The organism is Nonomuraea sp. NPDC050404, assembly GCF_040655495.1.
GTDB lineage: Bacteria > Actinomycetota > Actinomycetes > Streptosporangiales > Streptosporangiaceae > Nonomuraea.
In genome coordinates, this window is sequence record NZ_JBFAKB010000030.1 from 45,299 (window position 1) to 70,499 (window position 25,201).

General features: G+C 69.6%; 23 protein-coding genes and 2 pseudogenes. 11 read left to right on the top strand and 14 right to left on the bottom strand.

Going from position 1 to position 25,201, the window contains the following annotated elements; all coding sequences use genetic code 11:
- Positions 1-849 precede the first annotated feature (849 nt).
- Entirely contained in the window at positions 850-1,755 is a 906-nt protein-coding gene (locus AB0I81_RS51290) for an NADP-dependent oxidoreductase (RefSeq protein ID WP_360674753.1), read from the top strand.
- 407 nt (positions 1,756-2,162) lie between these two features.
- Here the strand turns inward: AB0I81_RS51290 and AB0I81_RS51295 are convergent, their stop codons facing one another.
- Positions 2,163-2,855 carry a TetR/AcrR family transcriptional regulator C-terminal domain-containing protein gene (locus tag AB0I81_RS51295; protein ID WP_360674756.1) on the bottom strand — a complete coding sequence of 231 codons (693 nt, stop codon included), beginning with the start codon at positions 2,853-2,855 and terminating at the stop codon, positions 2,163-2,165.
- Positions 2,856-2,908: 53 nt separating this feature from the next.
- Here AB0I81_RS51295 and AB0I81_RS51300 point away from each other — a divergent pair, with 53 nt between their 5' ends.
- Entirely contained in the window at positions 2,909-4,081 is a 1,173-nt protein-coding gene (locus AB0I81_RS51300; protein WP_360674759.1) for an NAD(P)/FAD-dependent oxidoreductase, read from the top strand.
- 47 nt (positions 4,082-4,128) lie between these two features.
- On the opposite strand, the gene AB0I81_RS51305 is transcribed toward AB0I81_RS51300, so the two are convergent.
- Positions 4,129-4,833: a GNAT family N-acetyltransferase gene (locus AB0I81_RS51305; RefSeq protein ID WP_360674762.1), complete on the bottom strand. Its 705-nt coding sequence runs from the start codon at positions 4,831-4,833 to the stop codon at positions 4,129-4,131.
- Positions 4,834-4,874: 41 nt separating this feature from the next.
- On the bottom strand, positions 4,875-6,341 hold the full coding sequence (locus AB0I81_RS51310; RefSeq protein ID WP_360675003.1) for a SulP family inorganic anion transporter: 1,467 nt from the start codon (positions 6,339-6,341) through the stop codon (positions 4,875-4,877).
- A 495-nt stretch (positions 6,342-6,836) separates the two neighbouring features.
- Between AB0I81_RS51310 and AB0I81_RS51315 the strand changes: the two genes are divergently transcribed.
- From AB0I81_RS51315 to AB0I81_RS51325, 3 genes and pseudogenes are all read left to right on the top strand, one after another.
- Entirely contained in the window at positions 6,837-7,232 is a 396-nt protein-coding gene (locus AB0I81_RS51315; RefSeq protein ID WP_360674764.1) for a MerR family transcriptional regulator, read from the top strand.
- A 238-nt stretch (positions 7,233-7,470) separates the two neighbouring features.
- A complete protein-coding gene (locus AB0I81_RS51320) occupies positions 7,471-8,817 on the top strand; it encodes an MFS transporter (protein ID WP_360674767.1) in 1,347 nt (448 codons plus the stop codon).
- A 63-nt stretch (positions 8,818-8,880) separates the two neighbouring features.
- Positions 8,881-9,150 (top strand): annotated as a pseudogene (locus tag AB0I81_RS51325) (helix-turn-helix transcriptional regulator); the annotation flags it as partial.
- Here the strand turns inward: AB0I81_RS51325 and AB0I81_RS51330 are convergent.
- The 3 genes from AB0I81_RS51330 to AB0I81_RS51340 form a co-directional block, all read right to left on the bottom strand.
- Positions 9,072-10,316 carry a retropepsin-like aspartic protease gene (locus AB0I81_RS51330; RefSeq protein WP_360674770.1) on the bottom strand — a complete coding sequence of 415 codons (1,245 nt, stop codon included), beginning with the start codon at positions 10,314-10,316 and terminating at the stop codon, positions 9,072-9,074. The pseudogene AB0I81_RS51325 and the gene AB0I81_RS51330 sit on opposite strands and share 79 nt — an antisense overlap.
- Positions 10,313-10,846, bottom strand: coding sequence for a helix-turn-helix domain-containing protein (locus AB0I81_RS51335; protein ID WP_360674773.1), 534 nt, complete (start codon positions 10,844-10,846; stop codon positions 10,313-10,315). The genes AB0I81_RS51330 and AB0I81_RS51335 overlap by 4 nt, the downstream gene beginning before the upstream one ends.
- A gap of 121 nt (positions 10,847-10,967) precedes the next feature.
- Entirely contained in the window at positions 10,968-12,011 is a 1,044-nt protein-coding gene (locus AB0I81_RS51340; RefSeq protein ID WP_360674776.1) for a tyrosine-type recombinase/integrase, read from the bottom strand.
- A 76-nt stretch (positions 12,012-12,087) separates the two neighbouring features.
- Here AB0I81_RS51340 and AB0I81_RS51345 point away from each other — a divergent pair, with 76 nt between their 5' ends.
- Entirely contained in the window at positions 12,088-13,308 is a 1,221-nt protein-coding gene (locus tag AB0I81_RS51345; protein ID WP_360674779.1) for a hypothetical protein, read from the top strand.
- A gap of 303 nt (positions 13,309-13,611) precedes the next feature.
- On the opposite strand, the gene AB0I81_RS51350 is transcribed toward AB0I81_RS51345, so the two are convergent.
- Positions 13,612-13,779: a hypothetical protein gene (locus tag AB0I81_RS51350; protein WP_360675013.1), complete on the bottom strand. Its 168-nt coding sequence runs from the start codon at positions 13,777-13,779 to the stop codon at positions 13,612-13,614.
- 606 nt (positions 13,780-14,385) lie between these two features.
- Here AB0I81_RS51350 and AB0I81_RS51355 point away from each other — a divergent pair.
- On the top strand, positions 14,386-15,129 hold the full coding sequence (locus AB0I81_RS51355; RefSeq protein WP_360674782.1) for a DUF6461 domain-containing protein: 744 nt from the start codon (positions 14,386-14,388) through the stop codon (positions 15,127-15,129).
- A gap of 71 nt (positions 15,130-15,200) precedes the next feature.
- On the opposite strand, the gene AB0I81_RS51360 is transcribed toward AB0I81_RS51355, so the two are convergent.
- The 7 genes from AB0I81_RS51360 to AB0I81_RS51390 form a co-directional block, all read right to left on the bottom strand.
- Positions 15,201-16,709 carry a hypothetical protein gene (locus tag AB0I81_RS51360; protein WP_360674785.1) on the bottom strand — a complete coding sequence of 503 codons (1,509 nt, stop codon included), beginning with the start codon at positions 16,707-16,709 and terminating at the stop codon, positions 15,201-15,203.
- The gene (locus AB0I81_RS51365; RefSeq protein WP_360674788.1) at positions 16,706-17,041 is read right to left on the bottom strand and encodes a helix-turn-helix transcriptional regulator; all 336 of its coding nucleotides are present in this window, start codon (positions 17,039-17,041) and stop codon (positions 16,706-16,708) included. The genes AB0I81_RS51360 and AB0I81_RS51365 overlap by 4 nt, the downstream gene beginning before the upstream one ends.
- Entirely contained in the window at positions 17,038-18,162 is a 1,125-nt protein-coding gene (locus AB0I81_RS51370) for a site-specific integrase (RefSeq protein WP_360674791.1), read from the bottom strand. The genes AB0I81_RS51365 and AB0I81_RS51370 overlap by 4 nt, the downstream gene beginning before the upstream one ends.
- A 287-nt stretch (positions 18,163-18,449) precedes the next feature.
- Positions 18,450-18,905, bottom strand: coding sequence for a hypothetical protein (locus tag AB0I81_RS51375; protein WP_360674794.1), 456 nt, complete (start codon positions 18,903-18,905; stop codon positions 18,450-18,452).
- A 12-nt stretch (positions 18,906-18,917) separates the two neighbouring features.
- The gene (locus AB0I81_RS51380) at positions 18,918-19,400 is read right to left on the bottom strand and encodes a hypothetical protein (protein WP_360674797.1); all 483 of its coding nucleotides are present in this window, start codon (positions 19,398-19,400) and stop codon (positions 18,918-18,920) included.
- A gap of 32 nt (positions 19,401-19,432) precedes the next feature.
- A complete protein-coding gene (locus AB0I81_RS51385) occupies positions 19,433-20,368 on the bottom strand; it encodes a site-specific integrase (protein ID WP_360674800.1) in 936 nt (311 codons plus the stop codon).
- A gap of 404 nt (positions 20,369-20,772) precedes the next feature.
- A complete protein-coding gene (locus AB0I81_RS51390; protein ID WP_360674803.1) occupies positions 20,773-21,516 on the bottom strand; it encodes a TetR/AcrR family transcriptional regulator in 744 nt (247 codons plus the stop codon).
- Positions 21,517-21,602: 86 nt separating this feature from the next.
- On the opposite strand from AB0I81_RS51390, the gene AB0I81_RS51395 reads away from it, so the two are divergent.
- From AB0I81_RS51395 to AB0I81_RS51410, 4 genes and pseudogenes are all read left to right on the top strand, one after another.
- Positions 21,603-23,096, top strand: coding sequence for an MDR family MFS transporter (locus AB0I81_RS51395; RefSeq protein WP_360674806.1), 1,494 nt, complete (start codon positions 21,603-21,605; stop codon positions 23,094-23,096).
- A 12-nt stretch (positions 23,097-23,108) separates the two neighbouring features.
- On the top strand, positions 23,109-23,741 hold the full coding sequence (locus AB0I81_RS51400; protein WP_360674809.1) for a DsbA family protein: 633 nt from the start codon (positions 23,109-23,111) through the stop codon (positions 23,739-23,741).
- Between the two features lie 58 nt (positions 23,742-23,799).
- Positions 23,800-24,317 (top strand): annotated as a pseudogene (locus AB0I81_RS51405) (NAD(P)H-dependent oxidoreductase).
- 17 nt (positions 24,318-24,334) lie between these two features.
- Positions 24,335-25,084, top strand: a complete 750-nt coding sequence (locus AB0I81_RS51410) for an SDR family oxidoreductase (protein ID WP_360674812.1) — start codon at positions 24,335-24,337, stop codon at positions 25,082-25,084.
- Positions 25,085-25,201: the final 117 nt, after the last annotated feature.

The window sequence follows — 25,201 nt, forward strand, 5'->3', positions numbered from 1 at the left end:
GTGGCGGCGGCCCGCAGCCCCACGGCAAGACGCCGCAGTGACCGTTGCACGGCCACGCCCGGCGCACCCCCCACCCCGTGACCGCGGAGACCGCCTGGAAAACGCTCGCCGTGGCGGCGGCCCGCAGCCCCACGGCAAGACGCCGCAGTGACCGTTGCACGGCCACGCCCGGCGCACCCCCCACCCCGTGACCGCGGAGACCGCCTGGGAAATGCTCGCCGTGGCGGCGGCCCGCAGCCCCACGGCAAGACGCCGCAGTGGCGGACCGCGCTGTACGCAATTGCCGACGACGTCCGCCGACCTGTCGTCGTGTTGTTGTCCTGTTGCCCTGTCGTCCGGACCCATCGTCGCGGGCACGCCTAAGGTCAGCCTCTTACGTTCCGCACGGGACACCTGCGGCTCCGTTCCGCACGGGACGCCCGCGACTCGTACCGCATGGGACACCTGCGGCTCCGTTCGGCGCAGGACGCCTGCGACGCGCTCGGGCAGCGGGTGCGCCGACTGCCGCCGCTGTCGCACTGCAGATTTGGAAGATGCGGGCGCGCCGCCCCTCGGCGGGTGCTGGGGCCGGGGTGAGCTGCCACCGCGTCCGCCGAAATGGCTGGTGCGGCTGGATGAACCGGCGGTGGTGTCGTTGCCTGTGATCCTCGCCGTCTCAGCGCCGTGGCTGGCCAGTGCCGGCCCGTTCGGTACCGGCTTCTGGATGCTGAGGCCGCTCCGTCCGCGGTAGGTGCAACGGCAGCGGCGGCTGGTTTAGCTGCCGATTTGCCTCTCACATCAGTGTCAGGTTTTAGGGTGACGGCCGACGAACGGAAGGTCATTTCAATCCATTAGGTAAGGCAGGACATTATGCGTGCAGCCCGTTTCCACGAGTACGGCGGAGTGGAGAGTCTGGTGATCGAGCAGGTCCCCGACCCCCGCCCCGGGCCTGGTGAGATCCGTGTCCGCGTCGCGGCGGCCAGCGTCAATGCCATCGACTGGAAGCTGCGCACCGGCGCCCTGCACCAGTTGCTTCCCCTGGAGTTGCCCGCCATCCCCGGGCGCGACGCCGTCGGCGTGGTTGACGAGGTCGGTGACGGGGTGGAGGGGGTGAGGATCGGCGACCGCGTCTTTGGGCTGGGCGGTGTCACCGGTGCGACCGCGGAGCTGGTCGTCCTCTCGGCCTGGGCCCACGCCCCCGCCCGCTGGAACGATGAGCAGGCCGCGGGTGCCGGGCTCGCGTCTGTGACCGCGATGCGTGGACTGAACGCGCTCGGCCCTCTCGCGGGGCGTACTCTCCTTATCGAGGGCGCTGCCGGAGGCGTGGGCAGCGCGGCAGTCGAGATCGCTGCGGCGCAAGGCGCCACCGTGATCGGTACAGCCGGCGAGCGCAACCACGAGTTCCTTGCCTCCCTCGGCGCCGTCCCCACGACCTACGGCCCCGGCCTCGCACGCCGCCTCACCGCGCTCGCTCCGCACGGTGTCGACCTCGTGCTCGACACCGCAGCCTCCGGCTCGCTGGACGACCTCGTCGCGATCACGGGCGACCCGGCGCGCGTCTCGACGGTTGCCGACCACGCACGCGGGCACCGCCTGGGTACGCATGTGGTCAACGCGGAGAACGACCCCGCCCTCCTGTCCGCGGCCGCGGAACTGGGCCGGCAAGGCCGCTACACGCCCCGCATCGAACAGAGCTACCCCCTGAAGGCGATCGCCGACGCTCACGCGCACGCCGAGCGCGGACGTACGCGCGGAAAGATCGTGATCTGCATCTGAGGTGAAGGCATGGCTCGGATGAGGTGGAGCATGGCCCGGATGCGCCAGCCCACCACGGGAGGGACGATTCCGGCGGCGGGCGCTGACCCCATGCGGCCGCGATCTTTTCGGGTCCCCATCCGTTCGGGTCCCCATCCGGTGGTCGCCGGCCGCTCGGTGCTGGACGTCTGGTATGTGCCACTTGTGGGTCCCATACCCCTGGCGGGCCTTGCGCTGCGCCGGGGCGGGTCGGGGCCGCGCTCTGAGGGCCGCGCTCTGGAGGCCGTGTCTGATCGTTTGTTGTTCTGGAAGTTGTTGCTTCTTACCGGCATGTCGCGCCCAGAGCAGCCCCAGATGCACCCGCAACACCAAAAGCCGACAGGTTGGCTTCGTGCGGTGTCACGGATGTCGCCTGGAACTCCTGCGCGTCACCCCGGCGGTCGGGTGAGTTTGGCGGCCACGGCGTCGAGGACCCATTCCAGGCCGGTCGCGAAGGACTCCTCGGCGTCCACCTCCGTACCGTCGTGCACGGCCTTGGCCAGTGTGGGGAAGCGGCCCGTGGCCAGCATCCGCGTCACATGCGGGCCGGAGGCGCGCTGCCAGTCGCGCTTGGACAGGCCGGTGGCGCGCTCGGCCCGCAGGTTCGCGATCTCGCGCCTGATCGCGCCGGTGCAGTAGGCGTTGACGGTCTCCACGGCACGCATGACGGTGTCGAGGTCGGCGAGGCCGTCGAGGGCGGCCAGCGTGGCCTCGGTCACGGCGAGGGCGTTCGGGCCCAGGGTCGGACGGCCGCCGAGCAGGTCGGCCAGCCATTGGTGGCGGAGGGTGGCCTGCCTGGTGCGGTGGGCACGCACGCGCAGCGCCTCCCGCCAGTCGCCGGGGCGCTCCTCGGGGAGCATCTCGGCGTGGACCTCGTCCACCATGAGGTCGAACAACTCCTCTTTGGTGGAGATATATCCATACAGCCGCATCGGGCCGGCGTCCAGCCGGGCGGCGACCTTGCGCAACGACACCGCCTCCAGCCCGCCCTCGTCGGCCAGTTCGATGGCGGCGGTCACGATTCGCTCCCGGTCGAGCGGCACGGGGCGAGTCGGCGGCTCCGGCCTGTCCCACACAGTCATGGGTACATCGTACGGTTGCGATACACTGCATTCGGCAAATACAGTGTATCGCCATGAGACATCGTATTGCCGCGGTCGGAGGCGGTCCCGCCGGTCTGACCTTCGCCCGCGTACTGCACCGCCACGGTCACTCCGTCACCGTCCTCGAACGCGATCCCTCCCCCGACGCCCGTCCCCCGGGCGGCACGCTCGACCTGCACGAAGGGATGGGGCAGCGCGCGATGGACAAGGCGGGGCTGCTGGCGGAGTTCCGGGCGCTGGCTCGCCCGGAGGGGCAGGCCATGCGCATCCTGGCCCCGGACGGCACCGTGTTGCGCGACTGGCAAGCCGACCCGGATGACAAGGCCCATCCCGAGATCGACCGGGGGCAACTCCGCGACCTGCTGCTCGACTCCCTCGACGTTCAGTGGGGGCGGGGCGTGGCCGAGGTGGTGCCGGGCGGCGGGGATGGCGTGCTGGTGCGTTTCGAGGATGGGCGGCAGGAGACGTTCGACCTCTTGGTGGGCGCGGATGGCGCCTGGTCCCGGGTTCGGCCGGCGCTCTCGTCCGCGACGCCGCACTACACCGGCGTCATCTTGATCGAGACGTCCCTGGATGACGTCGACACCCGCCATCCCGACCTCGCCCGGCTGGTCGGCGACGGCTCCATGGCCGCGTACGGCGTGAATCGGGCCGTCGTCGCCCAGCGCAACAGCGGCGGCCACGTCAAGGTGTACGCCCAGTTCCGCGCGCCGCTGGACTGGCACACGGACCCGGACCGGCATCTGGGCCTGAACCGGCACGCGGACCCGAACCCGGGCGTGGACCTGGCCGACGCCGAGGCCGTGCGGTCAAGCCTGCTGGCTCTGTTCGACGGCTGGGCCGCTCCCCTGCTCGACCTCCTCCGCCATGGCGCCGTTTTCGCCCACCGCCCCCTCCACGTCCTGCCCGTACCCCACACCTGGACCCACGTGCCCGGGGTGACGCTGCTGGGCGACGCCGCGCACCTGATGCCCCCGCTGGGGGCGGGCGCGAACCTCGCGATGCTGGAAGGCGCCGAACTCGCCGAGTCAGTCGCCGCCGCTTCCGGTCCTGACGAGCTGGACAAGGCCGTCCGCGCGTTCGAGGAACAGATGTGGGTACGGGCCGGCAAGTGGGCGAAGATCACGACGGCCGGTCTGGAGCGCCTGGTGAGCCCGGACCCCGCCGAAGCCCTCGCCCTCTTCGACGAACTCCAGCCGTCCTGACCGCGGAAGGCGCCCGCCCGCTGCGGATCCGTCTCGGGGCGGGGCCGTCACGGCGTGCGGAACCCTCGGAAGGTCACGTGCTTGCGGGTGGCGAAGCCGAGCCGTTCGTAGAGGGCGATCGCGCCGGTGTTCGCCTCGGCCGCGTGCAGGAAGGGACGTTCGCCGCGCGCCGTGATACCCGCCACGAGCGCGCTGACCAGGCGGGCGGCGTGGCCTCGCCCGCGTGCCTCGGGGGCGGTGCACACGGCGCTGATCTCGGTCCATCCCGGTGGCCGCAGGCGCTCGCCCGCCATCGCGACCAGCGTGCCGTTGTCGCGGATGCCGAGATAGGTGCCGAGTTCGTGGGTACGCGGCCAGAACGGTCCCGGCTGGGCCCGCGCGACGAGGTCGAGCATCTCGGGCACGCTGTCCGCGCCCAGTTCGACGACACCGTCGCGGGGCCCGGCGGGTGCGTGATCGGGTCGGCCGTCGCCGTACCAGATCAGCTGGCGGCCTTCGAGGGCGAAGACCGCCTCCCAGTCCGGCGGCGGTGTCGCTGCGCTGCTGAACATGTCGGCGAGCTCGCCAGGACCGAGCAGATCGGCAAGGTCGGCCCATTCCCGCAGGTCAGGGTCGGTGGTGACCGTGGAGAAGGTCGCGACTCCCGGCTGGTAGGTGGCCGCCCCGCCGAGCCGGCGGGCGAGGTGTGTGTGGTGACCGCGCAGTGATTCGCCCACCGGGTCGTCGAGTGCGGTGGCGTCGCGGTTCACCATGGTGTCGGGCCTTTCGTGTCGTACGGGGTCGGCTGCGGGGGTCAGTGGCTGCCGGACAGTTCGCCGGACAGGGTGGCGTGCATGCGGGCGCTGGGCTGGTTGAGCCCGACGATCCGCACGGTCTTGCCGCGGGCGGCGTACTTGGCATCGACGGCGTCCAGGGCGGCCACGGAGGAGGCGTCCCAGATGTGGGCGTCGGTCAGGTCGATGACCACGTCGTCGGGATCGGTCGCGTAGTTGAACTGGGAGACCAGGTCGTTGCTGGAGGCGAAGAACAGTTCGCCGGTGACGGCGTAGACGACCTGGTCGCCGTCGGGGTCGAGGCAGGCGGTCACCCGGGCGAGGTGGGCGACGCGGCGGGCGAAGATGACCAGGCCGGTCAGCGAGCCGACGACGACGCCGATGGCCAGGTTGTGGGTGGCGACCACGACGGCGACGGTGACGACCATGACGGTGATCTCGCCGGCGGGCATGCGCTTGAGGGTGGCCGGGGCGATGGAGTGCCAGTCGAAGGTGCCGACCGAGACCAGGATCATGACGGCGACCAGGGCGGCCATCGGGATCTGGGAGACCAGCGGGCCGAAGACGATGCACAACACCATCAGCAGCACGCCGGCGGTGAAGGTGGACAGCCGGGTACGGGCGCCGTTCTTTACGTTGATCATGGTCTGGCCGATCATGGCGCAGCCGCCCATGCCGCCGAAGAAGCCGGTGACGATGTTGGCGATGCCCTGGCCGATGGACTCGCGGGTCTTGGAGGAGTGGGTGTCGGTGATGTCGTCGACCAGCTTGGCGGTCATCAGCGACTCCATGAGCCCGACCAGGGCGAAGCCGAGCGCGTACGGGGCGATGAGGGTGAGGGTGTCCAGCGTGAAGGGCACGTCCGGCAGGCCGGGCACCGGGAGCGAGGAGGGCAGGACGCCGCGGTCGCCGACGGTGGGCACGGCCAGGTGGGCGCCGATCGTCAGCGCGGTGAGCGCGACAATGGAGATCAGCGGCGCCGGGACCGCCCTGGTCAGCCGGGGCAGGAACACCATCAGTGCCAGCGCGCCGCCGACCAGCGGGTAGACGATCCACGGTACGTCGATGAGCTCCGGCACCTGGGCCATGAAGATGAGGATGGCCAGGGCGTTGACGAAGCCGACCATGACGCTGCGCGGCACGAACCGCATCAGCTTGGCCACGCCGAGCGCGCCGAGCGCGATCTGGATGAGGCCGCCGAGGATGACGGTGGCGATCAGGTAGCCGAGGCCGTGCTCGCGGGCCAGCGGGGCGACGACCAGGGCGATGGCGCCGGTGGCGGCGGAGATCATGGCGGGACGGCCGCCGGCGATGGCGATGACCACGGCCATGGTGAAGGAGGCGAACAAGCCGATGCTGGGGTCGACACCGGCGATGATGGAGAACGAGATCGCCTCGGGAATCAGGGCGAGGGCGACGACCAGGCCGGACAGGATCTCGGTACGGGCCACCGAGGGCTTCAGCCACTCGGGGCGGTGCGGCCGCAGGGGCGCGGGCGCAGATGAGCTAGACAACAGGCGTCCTTCGGGGAGGGAACAGCCCTCATGGGGGCGGCGGGCGATGTGCCACCGGTCCGGGGCAGGCGGCGGCAGAGAAGAAGCGGCACGCCCGTGGGAGTGCCCGGATGCGAAGGAGAAGGCGGCGACGACGTCTGAGGCGCTACCGCGGGCGGGTCACGGCGGGCAGCAGGCGGTGGTGATCAAAGGCATGCGCGCGTCAATGTTCCTTGCCGTGTCCGGTGGGGGCGGCGCTTGTGCGGCGCCGATGTGTGTCCCTGTCAGGGGGTGTGCGCCGGAGAGTGCCTCTTGGTCCGGCCATCGGCAACTCTACCCTAACGTTAGAGTAGAGATTCGGCGGGGTCAGGTCTGGCCGGCCGTCACCAGATGAGTAGCGAGGTCGTGCGAATCATGGACGGACCGGCCCTTCCTGCCCCCGATGCCGGTCTCCCCGTCGCCGCAGGCGGAGATCCCAAAGGCGATCACATGCATATAGGGCAGGTGGCGGCGCGTACCGAACTGTCGCTGCGGACCATCCGGCACTACGACGAGGTCGGGCTGGTGCGGCCTTCGGCACGCAGCCAGGGCGGCTTCCGCCTGTACACCGAGGCCGATGTGGCCCGGCTGATGGTGATCCGCCGGATGAAACCGCTCGGCTTCACCCTGGAGGAGATGGGCGAACTGCTGGCCATCACCGACCGTCTCGACCGCGCCGGCGCCTTGGAGGCGGTCGAGCGGGAGCAGTTGCTGGCCCGGCTGGGCCGCTTCGAGCAAGCCGCCCTGGAGCGCTGCGAGGCGCTGCGCACCCAGCTGAGCCGGGCCGAGGAACTCGCCTCCGACCTGCACCGACGCGTCGGCCAACTGACCGGCGACCCTACCTGAGCCACGACAGGTCTCACCCATCCGGGGCTTGAGGATCGGGCCGGTTTCTCCGGTCGCGTCTCTCTGATGCATGGTGGGTGCGCGCCGGGTGACCGAGGGAGACAGCAGCGACTCGCCCTGCGCCACCACCCGTACACAGAGGACCGCCCCCGTGGGTTGCGCACGCTCTCAGACAGCATCATCGTCAACTCCAAAGGCCGCACACGCCTCTGCCAGTTGGATGACCAGGAGAGCCGGCATGCCGACACCATCCGACGAGCGCGACACCCATGCCGATTCCGCGCGCCGCAGAACGGTTGGGGCAGTGGTACTCGGCCATTTCATCGAGGTTTACGACATGGCCCTCTACGGGCTTTTCGTGGCCCCCATCTCGACGGCCTTCTTCCCCGCCGGCAACGCGGACGCCGCCCTGATCGCGACCTTCGCGGTCTTCGGCGTCTCCTTCCTGTCGAGGTCGGCGGGCAGCCTGTTCTTCGGGGTGATGGCCGATCGGGTGGGCCGGCGTAACGCGATGATGACCTCGATCCTCCTCGTCGGAATGTCGACCGCCGCTATCGGCCTCATTCCCACGTACGAGACGGCGGCGTTGCTCTCCCCGATCCTGCTCGTCCTCTGCAGACTTCTCCAAGGGTTCGGCTCGGGCGGTGAGACCACGGTCGCCCCGGTGTTTCTCGGCGAGTACGCCTCCCGGAGGCGGCGCGGGTTCGTGACGTCGTTCATCTCCGCCGCGGGGAACCTGGGCACGCTGGCCGCCGCCGCCACGGGCGTGATCATCGGCCTGGTCGTGGACGCGAGCACGTTCGACGCCTGGGGGTGGCGGGTGGCGTTCCTGCTCGCCGCGCCGCTGGCGCTCGTGGGCCTCTACTTCCGTTACCGGCTGGCGGAGCCGCCGGCGTACGAGGCCGCGCGCGCCGAGGTGAAGAACGCCTCGATCGGGACGGCCCTGCGGCGGAGCTGGCGCATGATCGTACGCGTGAGCTGCGTCGGCGCGCTCGGCACCACCTTCTACATCATGTTCGTCTACTACCCGACCTACCTCGTACGTGAGAGCGACCTGTCGGCCGCCCAAGCCCGCGCGGTGCCGCTGATCCTCATCTCGATGCTCGTGGTGTTCAACCCGCTGGTCGGGCTGCTCGGTGACCGGTTCGGCCGGCGGCTGCCGCTCATGCTGGGCGGGCTGGCGTCGATGCTCTTCGTCCTGCCCGGCTTCCTGGTCGCCCGCGGCGGCGGCTTCACCGCGGCCGTGCTGGGCGGCATGCTCATCCTGGTGAGCGTCCCGCTGTGCCTGGGCGCGATCCACGCGGTGGCGATGGAGTTCTACCCGACCGAGGTACGTGCCACGGCGGGCGGCATCGCGTGGACCCTCGGCACCTTCGTCTTCTCCGGCCTGCCGCCGCTCGTCGTCAACGTGCTCACCACGCAGGCCGGCCTGCCGCTGTCGCCGGCGTTCGTGATCATGGGGACGGCGGTCATCGGGATCGTCGCCGCGTGGGGGCTGCCGGACAGCAGGAAGATCCGGCTGGAGTCCGTGGAGTCGTCGATCAAGCAACAGCGGGAAGCCGCGGCGGGCACCGGTCCACCGTGACGACATGGCGGCACCCCCGCCCCAGCCGGGGAGGTGGCCCGCAGCCGCTCCGAGCACACCTACGACCGCCTGACCATGCAGGACCTGCACATCGTGCGTGAGGTGGCGGCCGGCGCGACGTCGAAGGAGGTGGCCGCGCGCCTGTTCCTCAGCCCGCGCACGGTGGAGACTCACCTGCGCAACATCTTCCGCAAGCTCGGCATCACCTCGCGCAGCCAACTCGGGGCATGCCCGATCTCAGGTGATCTGCGGTGTCAGTTGTGCTGTTCGTCCGCGCCGGGCGCCGATCGGAACACGTACCGTCCCCTGTCGAAATCCAGCGTCCATGCATAAGCCTTGAGAAAGCCGTGCGACAGCAGGCCGTCGACGCGTACGCCACCGAAGGACTGCCACGGCGTCGTCCGGGACCTCGTGACGGCGACGAGCGGATCCCGCCGGGTGAGCGGGCCGAGTGACACCGGCTGGGGGCTGTCGAAGTGCGGGCGGCCGGTCAGCCGGCGCGGGATGCCCCAGGCGCGGTAGTGGCGGTGCGTGGTCAGCAGGCAGGCCTGACGCGGCGGCTCCACGGCGTCGTCCACGTAGACCAGGCCCGAGTCGATGAAGAACGTGAGGTCGTCGCGCGGGCCGAAGCCGCCGCGCGCGAACATGAAGTGATCCGCCCAGAGATAGAAGCCGAACTCCGCCGCCACGGGGCTGTCCGCGAGGAGGCAGGAGTGCTCGGTGGCGGCGTCGGGGTGGCGTCTGGGCGAAAGGATGAGGCGGTTGCGGGGGTGGTCGATGGTGGACAGGAACTGTTCCAGGACGTTGGTGCCGATGATCACCAGGTCTTGGGGGCCGGCGAGGGTGGAAAGCACCGCGACCGGCACGTTGGTCAGCGACGCGGCGCCCAGGCGCAGCTCGGCGATGGTGCCGTGACTCAGCTCGGCGCGCTGCAGCCCGTGCGAGCTGGTGCCGCCCGGGGTGGTCACCACACCTGCCTCCGCGGCGCGTCGTGGTCCCATGACCACGAACGTGCCGCCGGTGTCGAGATGCGCCAGTACGTCAACGCCGTCGATGGTCGCCGCCACGGCCGGAAGGTACGGCGCGAGCTCGTGGTCGGCGAACGGAAGCACGGTGGTGCCGTCGAGTCGCACCTCCAGCGGGCGGGTCAGCCTCGGGCCGAGCGCGCGCAGCGCCTGCTCGGCGGCTCGCGGCCGAGTGTCACGGCGCCGCCGTACGTGCTCGACGGCCCGATCGGGGCGGCCCAGGTGCAGCCATGCCTCGACGACCGGCTCGTCCAGCGCCCTCGGCGCGCGTCCGGCCGTGGCGAGGGCGTCGTAGTGGGACAACGCCTTCTTGTAGGACTGCTTCACGGAGTTGCACAGGAAGAGCAGGTGATCCCGGGAAGGTCCTGACAGGGTCTCGGCGTGGCGCTCGCAACCCTCCACATCGCCCTTCGACCAGGCCCGCCACGCCGGCCGTGAAGGGGCGTCCAGTAATCCGCCCAGAGCGCTTCTCATTCGCGTTCCTCCTGGGGTGACTCGGCGGCGCCGAGGTCCATGGCGACGGCGACGATCGTCATCAGCGGCACGACGGCGTGGGGCGCGATCGCGTACTCGCCGCGCCGCGGCTGGATGAGCAGGCCCGCGCGCTGCAGGTCCTTGAGGTGGTGGTACAGGTGCCCGGTCGACGCCTCGCCGAGCGTCTCCTGCAGTTCCCTGCGCGTCCGTGGCCGTTTGAGGAGGGCCGCGAGCAGGGCCAGACGCGGCCCGCTGCCGAGGCGTTCGAGCACGGCCGCGGCTCCGGCCCAGTGCGCGTCCGCCACCTCGCCGGCCGCGTGCTCCATCGCCCACACGTAGTCGCGGTCCTCGAAGGTCACCGCGCCGCCGTACATGACCGTGCCTGGCCGAGTCCCCCCTCCGGTCCTGGAGCGGATCAGGTCGAGCAGGTCGAGTGGCGCGTCCGCGGGCGGTGAGCGGTCGGCGGGCGCCTCTTCCAGGACGGCGACCCGGCGCTCCAGCTCCGCGAGCCGTTCTTCGAGTAGTCCCATGGGCATCCTTGCTCCGTCATTCCGTATTTCCGGAATAACTGAACTATAGCGCCTCATCCTCCTGAGCGCCGCGACGCGGCTCACGCCTTTCCGTCGACCGGGTTCTGGGGATACTGGCTGGTCAGAGCCCCACATTGCGCATCGCATTGTCACGCCAGCGGTCCACGGCCCTGATGTACCGGAGAACAACCGGTGAGGCGGGGGCCCAGCGGCCGTGTTTGGCGATGACGGCGACCGGGACGCCGGCCGCGTAGGCGACGGTGGCGCCACCGGCACGCAGGCTGTGCGCGGTGAAGGTGTCCGCGCTGGGCACGCCGGCGCGGACGGCGAGGTCGCGCACGATGGTGTTGACGGCGTCGGCGCCGAGTGAGGGGCCGACGGTGCCGTGCCGGTTGATGCGGCGCAGCAGTCTTCCGGTGGTGTGTCCGGCCTGGTCGAGGACGGTGAGCCAGTCGCGCCAGGCGGCGACGGGGTCGGTGAGCGGGTGGCTGCCGCGCGGGATGGCGATGGTCTCGCCGGTCGAGTCCTTGTCGGTTTTGGAGGTGCGGATGGTCACCTCGAGCCCGTCGGCGACCTCGCGTACGTCCTCCCGCTGCAGGGCGACGAGCTCGCTGCGGCGGCCCATCAGGGCCAGGCCGAGCACCAGCAGCAGCCGGTCCCGCCGCCCGATCGGCGTGTCGAGGTCGCAGGCGCTGACCATGGCGCGAAGGGCATCGATGGTGATGGGCGGGGCCTCGCGCTGGCCGCGGCCGCCGGCTTCGGCGCGCTGCCGCTTGTAGGCGCGCAGCGCGAGACGGGCAGATTCGGTGGCGGGCCGGTCGGGGTGGCCGGCCAGGCGGTGCATGGTGCGCACCGCGGCGATGGCCTGCTCGATGCTGGCCGGGGCCTGGCCGGCCTCGCACAGTTGTGAGGTGTATTCGGCCAGGGTGTGCGCGGTGGCGGGCAGCGCGATCCGGCCGCTGTCGGCGCACCAGGCGGTGAAGACAGCCCACTGCCGGGCGTAGGCGCGGCGGGTGTTGGCTGGCACGCCGTCGGCGATTCGCTCCTGGGTGCGCGCGCTGAGCGTGTAGTCCGCGGCGGTATGACCGCTATTTTCTGGCAGCGCGTAAATCGGCGGCTGCTCCCCCGCCGCGGGCACCGGCCGCGTCTCCCGCTCATAATCCATGCCGTCTCCGCCTCGCCACTGGCCCCTTATTCCTAACCCGCGATAAGGAAGGTTATCACGGGTCAGACTCTCCAGTATGAGCGTTCGCGAACGTACGAAACTACTGCGATCGATCGATACGAACGCTACGCTGCTGCTTGTGACGAACGATCAGGAAACTGTGGTGGCGGACGTACCGGCCGAAAGTGACGACAAGGGTGAGAGCGGAATAATCGGGGCGAGTGAGGAGCTGCGGTGTGCCGGTCCCGGCTGTGCGAAGGCTCTGCCCGGGCGCAGCAGCCGCGCCAAGTACTGCAGCGACGCCTGCCGGGCGGCCGCCTACCGGGCGCGCACCACCGTGCACGCCGCCCCCGTGACCAACGCGCTGCTCCGCGTCCAGGATCTCCTTGCTCCGCTGCTGGCGGCGGGCGAGCAGTGGCAGGCCGCTCAGGAGGCGCTGCGTGCCCAGATGGCCGAGCTGAGCAGTGGCGCGCTGGCCCAGGTGGACGCCGCCGAACACGCCGCCGAAGAGGCCCGCGCCGCCGCCGCGGCGGCAGAGCAACGCGCCACGACCGCGGCGAACACTGCGGCCACCCGGATCGCCGCAGCCGAACAGACCCGCGCCCAGGCCGAGACCGCCCGCGACCGTGCCGAGGAACGCGAGCAGGACGCCTGGCGCCAGGTCGGTGAGCATCAGAACGCACGCGCCCAGGCCGAGCAACTCTCCACCGACGCCGCCGACCGGCAGCGCCAAGCCGAGCACGACCGGGACGCCGCCCGCCAGCGAAGCACGGAACTCATCGAGCTGCACGACACCGCGACCGCCCGCATCGCCGAACTGGAACAGCAGACCGACGACCAGCAGCACGAGCTCGCCGACCTCCGGCGCCGGCTGACGAAACAGGAAGCCCAGACCCGCAAGGCCGAGCAGGAACGTGACCAGGCTCGCGGCACCGCCACAGCCCACGTCCAGGAGGGCGATCGGCTACGCCAGGCGCTCACCGCCGAACAGCAGCGGCGCGAGCAAGCCGTCACTGCGGCCGCCGTGGCCGAGCAGGCTCGCGAGGCCGCCGTTCAAGCCCGGGCCGACGCCGCCGGTGAGGCCGATCGGCTGCGTGGCGAACTTGCCAGCCTCACCAGCGCGCTGAAGAGCGCTCAGCGGCAGCGCGAAGAAGCCGTTACCGCCGCTGCGGTGGCGCAGGCCTTGCTGACCAAGCAGGACAACCCTGGACAGCCTGGCCCCCCTGAGTCAGCCACCGGATCCGATCATGATGCCCAGCCAACGAATGATGGGCAGCAGCCGCGTACGGCCCGGTAGGGCCGTTCACCTGGCCGCCGAAATACTCGATTCTGCTTGGCGATGCGATGGCAGCTGTCGGGTCTGTCCGGTCACCACCGGTGAGACGATCAGCTGTCTCTCGGCACCATGCGGGCAAGGGCAGCGTGTCCGTGAGGAGGTGCGATGATCCACGCCGTCAAGACAGGAGTCCGCCACGTGTTTGTAAGGTCGGCCAGGATGATCGCGACGAAGTAGGCGAATGCAAGTTCGGGGTCGTTGAGCAGCGTTTGGTAGGTGACGAGGTCTCTGGCGCTTGGCCTCGGTGGCGCGCTCAGTGGGCGTTTAGGCCGTGTCCGGTGGATCTTGGGTGAGGTCGCGGAGCCAGATCTTGATGGAGGCGACATCGATGGTGCCGTCGTAGGTGAAGGCTCTCTTGTCGTAGCGGGTTGCGACCGCCCGGAACTGCTTGAGCTTGCTGATGCAGCGTTCAAGCAGCTTTCTACAGTGCACCTATATAGCTGTTAGGGCCTGGAGCTGCGATGATTGGCATCGAAGGTCTGCTGGAGTTGGCGGCTGTCGTCCAGCGCCTCAAGGAGCAGAGCGCCCCGCGGGAAGGGGGTGCGGCATCACCGTCAGTCGGCGATCGGAGGGTGAGCCGGGCTCTCCACGACCCGGCCGGAGACCTCTCCGCCTGTCGAGTGGGGCGATTTGCCGGGAACAAGCCGGATTGCGGCGATTCGGATGCTGGCGCTGCTGGTGGAGCGACGGTTGCATCGCCCGTCGGCGAGCCTGATGGATGCCGTCGATGAGCAGGCCGATGAGTGCGTCCCCCGGGTCGCCGGGGAAGATCAGGCGCGAGCACACCGATCGGATGGCGGTGGTGTATGTGCGGCAGTCGACCCGCCGTCAGATGCTTGAGCACACCGAGTCGGCCCGGGTCCCGGGTCCTGTACTGGTGGAGTCACCTATTCGACTATCGCGAGTTCTCGATGCCGAGGGCCGTGGTAGTGACTTTCCGTGATGTCGGCGGCAACAGACCGGGCTCTCGGACAGCAGGTGCGCGCGGACGGGTGAAGTGGGCCTGACTATGTCGGTAGGGCCTGCCAAGATCGCGCCATGACAATCGATGCGCTGACGCCGTTCCGCTGGCTGCAACCGCCGTATGGCGATCGGGGCAACCTGCTCGGCGAGATCTATTGCGTTACCTTGCTGCGCGGGCTCAACCCGGCCGAGGTGCTGCGCCGGTTCGGCGCCCGTACGAGCACGGAGATGAGCTTCGCCGAGCTGGATCTGGCGGTCTCCGACTTCACGATGGTGACCGGTGGCGGTGAGGGAGGTGGTTATGTCGGGGTGATCGCAACCGGCGATGGGTGCGCAGCGGTGGAGTCGTGCGGCTGGTCGGGGACGGACGACCCGACGCTGGCGCGGCTGTCGGTCGGCACCGACGTGGTGTCCGTCCTGCGGCATGACTACGCCTGCGACTATTTCCACTACGCCGCCGACGGCATTGTGATCACGGCTTTCGACCCGACCGCTCCCGAGCATCGCTCCGGTGACGACCCGGACCGGCTCGCCGGCCTCATGAGCGAGTTCGGTCTGCCCCTGGAAGAGGGCCCCGACGAGGAATGGGACCAACGCTACGACGACCTGTCCGAACACGGCCTCGCGCGAATGTTCGCGATGGCGGCCCGCCTCACCGGCGTGACGTTCACCGCCGACCTGCTGGACGGACCACTCCTGGTGGGCGCGATCGCCGACCTGCCACTGTCACAAGAGTCTCAGCCCGGGAAGAGCCTCGGCGTTTTACTCAAGCAATTGAAAGCGGCAAGCGGCCCTGAGTCTGATCATGGCACCGATTAACCCCCATGAGCTTGCGGTACTGACTGGTGGGCTCGCCTATTCAGCTGTCGTGAGTGATCTTCCTAAAGGCTTTATGGTGACGTTCCGTGTTCCCCGGCGGCGTAGCGGTTCCAGCCTCCGCCACCTTCTCGAAGGAGACGGGCGGTGGTCTTGTCGTGGTAGTTGAGCGCGTCGGCGACGACCGGGGCAGGGATCTCCAGGAGTTGCTGTCGGATGGCGGCGCCGCGGCCGGCAGCCACTGAGACGCCGATCTCGTTGAGAAGCGCAGACAGGTGGTCGGGGCGGCAGGGCTGGCCCGCTCGTCGGCCAGGAAACAGCCAGCGAGAAGCGCGATTGGTGGCGGTGTTCATATTGTCGCGAGCCGCTATGTAGTCCAGCAGCAGGGACGCGACCGGTCCCGGGACGGGCGAGGGCGGTTCCCCGAGGCGCAGGAACACGTCTTCTCCGTCGCGGAGCAGGTCATCGACGGTGAGCTGGACGACCCGGGTAAGGGGTTGTGCGTAGAGGAGCACGATGATGCCAGCGACCCGCAGGCGCTGGGGAACGTGCGTATCGATGAGCAGACGCCGGAGAGCGGCCAGTCGCTCCTCCTCGGTCAGAGGGGCTCGGCGGGAGATCTTCATCGCGGGCGGTGATAGTGATCGTGGGCACTGACGGCTCTGCATGGCCCAGGTGAGGAAGGCCCGGAGCCGGGTGCGGGCATGTTCGGTGTTCTCGGCATACCAGGCGTCGATGTCACTTTGGCGGCAGGAGCCGAGCCTGCGGCCGCGCTTGTCGATCCAGGTGAGGAAGGTGGTCGCGTAGGTGATCTGCTCGGCCGCGTTGCGGCGAACGCTCGGTGTGATGTTGCTGCGTTCAGCGCGGGCCCGGAGAGCGGGAAGGACGTGCCAGGTCGCGAACAGCCGGATCGTCTTGACGTGCACGGTGTTGTCGACGCTGGCCAGGTAACCAGGGAGCCAGCGCTGGAAGGAGCAGATGTATTTGTCGACGGCGGGCAGGGCGCCGCTGGCCATCAGGAGTTCTTCGAGGTGAGCGGCCGTTCTCCAGGGCTGGAGTTCGTGGAACGCGTCATGAGTGAGCGGAATCTGTCCAAAAGCGAGCCGCTGCAACAGCGCCGCCGCGTTCCCGGGATGGTTGCGGCGCATCGCCAGCCATGCCAGCCCACTGCCAGGCTGCTCCATCGCCGCGAGCAGGTCGAACAGAGGTCTCAACTCCGGGCGGATGCGGCCGGTTCCATCGTCCAGCACTGCGGTGAGCCGGTCGCTGAGGGTGCATCGTTCACAGAGTCGCCCGCCCAGGAGCTTGCCTTCGAACCCGCAGCGTGAGCAGGCGAACGTCTGGGAGAAGCCGGCGCAAGTGGTGCAGATCGCCGCACCATCGCTGCTGCGGCGTCCGGGAAGCGCACGATCTTGATCGCATCCGGGACAGGTGCCCCGGACGCGGATTGCGCGGTCGGCGCAGGTTCGACAGATGTATCCGTCCGGCCAATGCCCTGCCTTGTGGCGGCGGCGGCCGCAGCGGCAGCACTCGGCCATGAACCACCGTTCGTATTGCTCATCGGTGGCGTAGGTGCGGGTCATGCGTCAGGAAGGATGCGGGCCGGGCGAGGCCGGAACTTCTCGGCTCCGCTGGGCGGCGTGGGCAGGTCGCCCGTGGCGGTCTTGCGGACGCCGGCGTTCTCGGCGGTAGTGGTGACGAGGTCGGCCGGGGTGCAGGAGAGGATGTCGCAGAGCGCGGACATCACCTGCAGGGACAGTCGTTCGGGGGTGCCGGAGACCAGGCGGTGGACCTGGGAGGCTGACAGGTCGATGCCGCGCTCACGCAGGAGTGGCACCAGTTCGGTGGCCGTATAGATGCGCCGATCGGCCATGATCTCGCGTAGTTTCCAGGTGTAGCCGACCTTGCGTTTCATGATTTGTTCCCCGTCTGGGCCTGAAGCGCGGCAGTGATGGTGGCGTCCAGGTGCCGACGCAGCGTGCGGGTGCGGAAGTCGGAGCTGACGCAGGTGTAGATCGCGGTGGTGCTCGCGTGCTCGTGCCCGACCTGCTCCTGGACGAAGCGCGGATCCCAGCCGTCCTCGATCAGGTGGGTGACGTAGGACCTGCGGAAGGAGTGGAAGTCCAGACCCTCGTCCAGGCCCAGGGCCTGCCGGTAGGCGAGGAAGCGGGAGTTGAGCCGCTGGCAGCCGATCCTCATGCCGCGCTCCGAGGGCCAGGCCGCGGGGTTGTTGTCGGTGCCGAACAGCGGGCGGATCTCGGTGAACCACTCCTCGAGGATGTCCGGCGTCCACTCCCACACGGTCAAGACGGTGCGCCGCTTGGGCGGCGAGCCCTTCTTGGCCTTGCCGTACCGGACCTGACAGCGGCCGTACTCGCCGAACTCGGTGCCATGCGGGTTGCGGCCGAAGTCGGCGGCGTCCAGCATCCTCGTCTCGTTGCGGCGCAGCCCGAAGGCGTAGGCGGTCTTGAACAGGGCGGCATCGCGGAAGGCGGGAAGCCAGCCCTTGCGGCCGAAGGCCCGGATACGCGCGACCTCGTCATCACAGTGGGCGAAGAAGGCGTGCAGCTCGGCCTTGGTGAACGCGCGCTTGGCCGCGTCAGCCTCGTGCTCCTGGACGTGCACCGCGGTGTTCCACTCGTGCACAATCTGGATTGGGTGAGTCCCGAACCGCTCCTCGCACGACGTCGCCCACTCATAAAGCGGGTCGGTGACGAAGTGGCAGAACGCGCGTACCGCCTCAGAGTAGGAGCGGATCGTCGAGCGTTTCAGCTCCCGTAGCGAGCGCAGGTCGCCGAGCCATTCGTCCACCATGGCGGGCGTCCACTGCCACGGATAGGCGTTGACGTAGGCGGCGAACGCCTTCACGGTGTTCTCCCGCCCCTCCACCGTCGAGCGGGCCAGGTTCCGCGCCAGCTGCTGGTTGGCGAACCCCGCCAGCATCGCCGTGAAGACCTGCTCTTCCGGCCGCAACAGCGTGATGCCGTCGACGAGATGCAGCCTGGCTACTCCCGGTATCGACCCGTCTGTCCCCACGCACCCACCACCCTCCGCTACTCGCATTAGATGCGAGAAAGCCGCATCGTATGCAAGCAGCCCGGGGAGCTGCAGGTCATTCGCAGAGAAGACCCGAATCGCCTGGCAGCCGGGCCTCTTCCGTCGCTATTGTCATTCCTGCCGCTGGGCTCTATCGCTGCTGGTCGATGCCGTTACTCACCCGCACGTCGATGCCGCTTCGCAAAGGGTCGCGGGTTCGCATCAGATGCAATTGGCGGCAGTTGTCATATCCGGCCGGAAATTCCCGCTAAGCACTGAGGCGCTGGTCAGCGGGGCTCGTCCCTGGTAGTCCAGCCATGTTTGGCGATGAGCTTGGACAGTGCATTGCGGAGCTGGTTGACGCGTTCTTGGGCGTCAGGGCCCTGGATGCCGATGGTCAGGGCTGAGTCGGTGGCGTAGTAGATGGTGTGGCACCCCTCGGCGGCGACCCGAGCTGCGGCGTGGATCCGGCCCCGAAGCCGGATGAGCTTGCGCTGGTCGGTTACGCGGTCCAGGCCGTCAATGGTGAGATAGCACAGAAAGGGGCCGGGAACGGTGAGTGGTCCGTCGGGTAGCCCGGTCTCAAGCGCTTCACGGATTCGCGCTCGATCGGAGCTGCGCATCGGGCGACGGCCGAGCCAGTTGGGCCAGCCGTCCTGGCGTTGAGGAACGGTGTAGTCAGGCGCGGCCTCCTCGGCCCCGGCTGGGGAGGAAGCGGCGGACTGATGGTCAGCGTTGTCCATGGCATCGCGTTGTCAGATGTCGTGTTCGATCACCGCGCGCGGTGGCGGGATGCGTTCGGCGGCGAAGCTTTTCCGGTCGAGCTTGGTGTGGGGACACGACCGGCCGTGCGCGGTGAACGCCGCTCCCGTCTCGGCGCTCATGATCGGGAAGAACTGCTTGGCTTCCGGAGACTGTCCTGAGGAGACCCAGGCGTAAGCAGGACCGTCGCGCAGGGCGCGGTGGATCAGGCGGCGGCCGAGCCCTTGGCGCTGCCATTCCTGATCGATGGAGATCTTGTTGATGCTGCCGCAGCGGCAGGCGTCGCAGACCTGCCAGACCAGCCGGGCGATGTCGTAGTCGCCGGGATCGTAGACGTAGATTTCGCGCAGGCCAGCCGGAAGTGCGGGCGGGTAGTAGACGAAGCGCAGCGAGGCGTGTGGCGTGGTGATGCGAGTCCACCACCAGCGCAGGCGGGAGACCCGCTGGACGCGAATGGGGCTTCGGTCACGAGGCATACGATCATCCTGCTGACGGTGTGAGGTCGTGGTCAGTGTCGTCGGCGGCCGGGGTCATGCGCGGCCAGTGCGGCGGCGACGGCTTCGGTGCTGGGCTGGACGTAGATGCCGAGGGTGCGCAGGTTCCGGTGGCCGGACAGGGTCATGAGCATGGAGGCCGACCAGCCGTCCTCACCCAGGTGGGTCAGCCGGGAGTGGCGCAGTTGGTGGAGGGTGTAGCCGGCGCCGGCCGGGTCCAGGCTGATGGTGGCCTGCTTGAACAGGTACTCGGCGCGCTCGTACGACAGGCGGGCGCGGCCGGTGACCGGGCACAGGTCGGCGGCGGCGGGAGTGCGGGCAGGGCCTGGGCGCCGGTCGGTGAGGAAGACCGGGCCGCGGGTGCGGCCGGCGAGCAGGCGGGGCAGCAGCCGGGCGGTGCTGGACTGCCACAGGATCCAGTCGATGGTGCCGCCCTTGCGGCGTACGCGGCCGCGCTTGGCCTCCAGCACAAGGTCGCCGACGTCGAGTCCGAGGACCTCGACGGAGCGGGCCGCGCTCTCGTACAGCAAGCGGAACAGGGCCTTATCCCGAAGCGACAGGTCGCGGCGCTGCCGCAGGGCCTCGATGAGGTGCCGGTCGATGACCTTCGTGGTGTCGGTGTTCTCCCGGCGCCGCTCGACCAGCGCGGCCAGGTCGGGCATGCTCCAGCGCGCGGCGGCCCAGGTGGTGAAGGAGCGCAGCGCGGAGCGGTGGCGGTTCCAGGTACGGGGGGCCGCGTTCCCCCACGCCGTGGCGAACACCGCTGCCGTCTGCTCGGCCGTCAGGTCGGTCAGGAGAACGCCTCCTCCGAGCTCGGTGCACAGGCGGGTCAGCGTCTGGCGATAGGAGCGCAGGGTGTCGCCGTCCAGATCCCGGCGGTTCAGGAACGCGGTGGCGGCGTCGGCCAGCGTCGGGCCGCTGGTGAGCGGCAGGACCTTGGCCGTGGTCACGGGGATCGGTGGTCCTTGGCGTTGCGGAGGATGGACTCGGTGTCCATGAGCGCGTTCATCGCCGCGGCGGCGGTCTCTAACGGCCGGGCGAGTGCGTCTGCGGCGCGCTGTCGGTCGGGGTGGGGCTTGGCGCGGGCTCGGGGATCACCGGCGGGCTCCTATGTGACAGGGAACGTGTTGTCTTCGACCCTAGAGGCGCGAGGCGGAACCGCTGGCCGGAATGAGTGGAGGATCTTGTATGTGACAGGGAATGGGCTCTTCCCTGTCGCATACGGCTACGGCGCGCGGCGGACGCTCAGTCGTCGTCGCCTTGCTCATCCTCCTGCCGAGCCTCGTTCTTGTCGGTGGCCAATTGAGCCCGGCGATCGAGCTGCTCCTTCGCAGGAGCGTTGCTGACTTCCTGCTCAACAAGGACCGAGCGATGGGATGAGCGCTGCGATGGCGTCGAGGATGCGATCGAGTCCATGCCGGAAGCGTTCCTCGGGGGCGAGGTGGGCGGTGCGGGAGTCGAGAACGGATCGGTTGAACAGGGGGAAGGCGCCGGATTCGACGACCTGGCGGACATAAGGTCCCATGTAGTCCCGCTTCCAGCGCTCGGGGTCCAGGCCGGTGCGGCGGGCCTCCTCCAGCCAGCCGATCTCGCGGCGGATCGCGCTGTGTACGTAGTCGTTCAGCATGCCGACGAATCTGGTGATGTCGTCGATGTCGAGCCCCGTCCCGTTGAAGGCACTGAGTGCGAACTCGTGCACGCGCAGCAGGTTGGGGCCCAGCGTGGGCCGGCTGGTGAGCAGCGCGATCAGCCAGGGGTGGCGTAGGCCGGCGGCGCGGGTCTGCCGGGCCAGCAGCGTCAGGTCGCCGCGCCAGCCACCGGACGGGCCGTCGGGGAGCTCGATCTCGCTCATCGCCAGGTCGATCATGAGGTCGAACAGGTCGTCGCGCCGGGGTACGTAGCGGTAGAGCGACATGGCGCCGGTGCCCAGCTCGCCCGCGATCCGCCGCATGGTCGCGGCCTCCACTCCTTCGGCGTCGGCGATCTGGACGGCCGTTCGGGTGATCTGCTCACGGCTGTAGCCGGGGCGCCGTCCTGGGCCGGAGCGCTCGTGCGCCTCGGGCTGCATCCAGATGCTTGTGGGTTCCTCGTCGGCCATGCGCATCCCTCCCCTTCCATTTGCGTACATGGTACCTGAATGACTATGGTCCATTTCACGTACGAAGTACGCGAAATGGAGGACGTGTGGATCGATCTCTTCGTGTGGGCGTGATCGGCGTGATGCTGGGCATGATCACAGCCCCGTTGGACGGCATGATGCTCGGGCCCGCGTTGCCGGCGATCGTGAAAGATCTTGGCGGCCTGGAGTACTTCTCCTGGGTGGCGACGGCCTATCTGATCTGCATGGCCGCCTCGACACCGATCTGGGGGAAGCTCGGCGACCTGTACGGCCGCAAGGTGGTCTACATGGCCGCGATCACGATCTTCCTGCTGGGCTCCGGGCTGTCGGGAGCCGCGCAGGACATGATCCAGCTCGTCGGCTTCCGCATGGTCCAGGGACTGGGTGCGGGCGGGCTGATGACCGGTGCTCTGGCGCTGATCGGCGAGCTGGTGCCGCCCCGGCACAGCGGCAGGCTGATGGGGCTGTTCGGGGTGATGATGCCGATCGCGTTCATCGCCGGGCCATTGCTCGGTGGCCTGTTCGCCGATGTGGGCTGGCGGTGGGCGTTCTTCGTCAACCTGCCGATCGGTGCGGTCGCCTTGCTGCTCATCGGTGCCGCCGTGCGGCTGGAGCGGCGCCGGATCAGGGCCCGGATCGACTATCTCGGGGCGCTGCTGCTGACGGTGGTCCTGGTCGCGCTGAGCCTGGTCGCCGGCTGGGGCGGCACCCAGTACGCCTGGAGTTCGCCTGCGATCCTGGCCTTGGTCCTGATCGGGCTGGCGGCGGTGGGCGTCCTGCTGGTCGTGGAGAGGCGCGCGGCCGAGCCGATCGTCCCGCTACGCCTGTTCGCCGACCGCAACTTCACCCTCGCCCAGGTCATCCGCTTCCTCGGCGGCGTCGGCATGGTGGTGGCGGCCACCTTCCTGCCCCAGTACATGCAGCTGGTCCACGGCGCCTCACCGATCGCCAGCGGCCTGCTGATCCTGCCCGCCATGCTCGGCATGGTCGCCGTGCTGATCGGCACCGGCAGGCTCATCAGCCGCACCGGCCGCTACCGGATCTACCCGATCCTCGGCGGCGCCACCGTGACGGCCGGCATGCTCGCGCTGCTCCTCCTGCGGCCCGGCGTCGACCTGGCGCTCGCCTCCGCCCTGACACTGATCGGCGGCATCGGGGTCGGCCTGCTGATGCAGTCCACCACGATCATCACCATCAACAGCGCCGCGCCACGCGACATGGGAGCGGCCAGCGGTTCGGTCACGCTCTGGCACACCATGGGCGCCTCCCTGGGCATGGCCGCTCTGGGCGCCCTGTACACCGCCCGCCTGCAGGACACCCTCATCGACCGCCTCGGCGCGGAGACCGCCACCCGGGTCGCCCTGACGCCCGAGGCGCTCGGCGGGCTCACGCCCGCTGCGCGGGAGGCGGTTCGCCTCGCCGTCTCCGACGGCATCCATGCCATGGCCCTCGGCGCCGCCGCGCTGGGCGCCCTCGCCTTCGTGCTGGCCTGGTTCATCCGCGAGGTCCCCTTGCGCGATGGCGCCCCGTCGGCCGAGCCCGCCACCGCGGCCGCATGAGAGGGGACACCCATGCCACAGCCTGTGAAAGTCCAGCTCGTGATGGACGTCATCTGCGTACACTCCTACCTCGGCTACACCCGCTTCGCCCGCGCCGCCGACCGGCTCAGGGCCGAGGGCCTGCCGGTGGCGGTGGAGTTCCTGCCCTTCGAGCTCGCCCCCGGCGCCCCGCCCGACGAGCGTCCGCTGCTGGAGGTCCTGGAACAGACCTTCGGCCCGCAGGCGGCGGCCGGCGTGCTCACCTTCGCCGAACGCGCGGCCGATGAGGGCCTGCGGCTGGAGTACGGCAAGGCGATCGCCACCGGCACCTTCGACGCCCACCGCCTCATCGCCGACGCCGCGCACCAGGGCAAGGCCGAGCCCATGGCGGAGCGCCTGTTCCGCGCCCACTTCACCGATGGGCTGCATATCGGCGACCCCGCCACGCTCGCCCGGCTGGCCGCCGAGGTCGGCATCACCACCGGCCACGTGCCTGCCGCCGAGCTGCGCGCCCGGCTCGCCCGCGTACGTCGCCTCGGCATCACCAGCGTACCGGTCTTCCTCATCGAGAACCTGGCCCCGCTCACCGGCTCCCAGACCGAGACAACCTTGCTGGCGGTCCTGCGACAGGCCGCCACCCTGAAGGGAGAACACCGTGATCACTGACCCGCTGAGGCTGGCCGTCATTGTCGGCAGCGTCCGCGACGGCCGTTTCGGCCCGACCGTGGCCGGCTGGTTCGCCGACCTGGCCACGTCCCGCCCGGACCTCGACGTCGATGTGATCGACCTGGCCGAGGTGCCGATCGGCGGGGCGGCCCCGTCGATGTCCGCGCCCGCGCCGGTGCTGGAGGCCCTGGGCGGGCTGACCCCGCGGCTGACGGCCGCCGACGCGTTCGTGTGGTGACGCCCGAGTACAACCACAGCTACCCGGCCGGCCTGAAGAACGTCATCGACTGGCACAACCAGCAGTTCCACGCCAAACCAGTGGCGTTCGTCTCCTATGGCGGCATCTCCGGAGGTCTGCGCGCGGTGGAGCACCTGCGTGCCATCTTCTCCGAGCTGCACGCCGTCACCACCCGCGACACCGTCAGCTTCCACGGCGCTTGGGAGTGCTTCGACGGCGACGGACAACCGAAGGACCCGGTCGGCCCGGCCGCGGCCGCCAAGACCCTGCTGGACCAGGTGACCTGGTGGGCGCGCATCCTGCGTGACGCCAAGGCCATCACCCCCTACACCGCATGAAGCAGAAAGGCATGATCATGACGACATTGACCGGCAAGACGGCGCTGGTGACCGGCGCGAGCCGGGGCATCGGCCGCGCGATCGCCACCCGGCTGGCCCGCGAAGGCGCCCGGGTCGCCGTGCACTACGGCGGCAACCACGCCGCCGCCAAGGACACCGTCGCCGCCATCGAAGCGGCCGGCGGGCGCGCCTTCGCCGTCCAGGCCGAGCTGGGCGCGCCCGGCGACGCCGAAGCCCTGTGGACCGCCTTCGACGCACACGCCGACGGGCTGGACATCCTGGTCAACAACGCGGGCATCCTCGGCGGCCAGAGCGAGATCGACGGCGTCACCCGGGAGGGCCTTGAGCACCTGTTCGCGGTCAACACCACCGCCCCGTTCCTCATCACCCAGCAAGCCCTGCCACGGCTGCGCGACGGCGGACGGATCATCACCGTGGGCACCATGCTGACCCGCGGGGCGGCCATGCCCCGGGCGATCGACTACGCCATGTCCAAGGCCGCACTCGACGTCATGACCGTCGCCCTGGCCAAGCAGCTCGGGCCGCGCGGCATCACCGTCAACCTCGTCGCCCCCGGCGTCATCGACACCGACATGCACCAAGGACGCCTGGTCGGCGAGGCCCTGGCCTGGCTGTCGTCACAGACACCCCTCGGCCGGCTCGGCACGCCCGCCGACGTGGCCGACACCGTCGCCTTTCTGGCCTCCGACGACAGCCGCTACATCACCGGACACCGGCTCGACGTCTCAGGCGGGACGACCATGTAGACCCACGCCACCGAGCGGCCCCATGCTCGTCTGCTCGCTCCGACTCGGCAAGCAGACGAGCGCCTTTCGCGCTGAGCTTTGAGAAAACCGGCATCTGAACGCCGGAGTACTGATCAC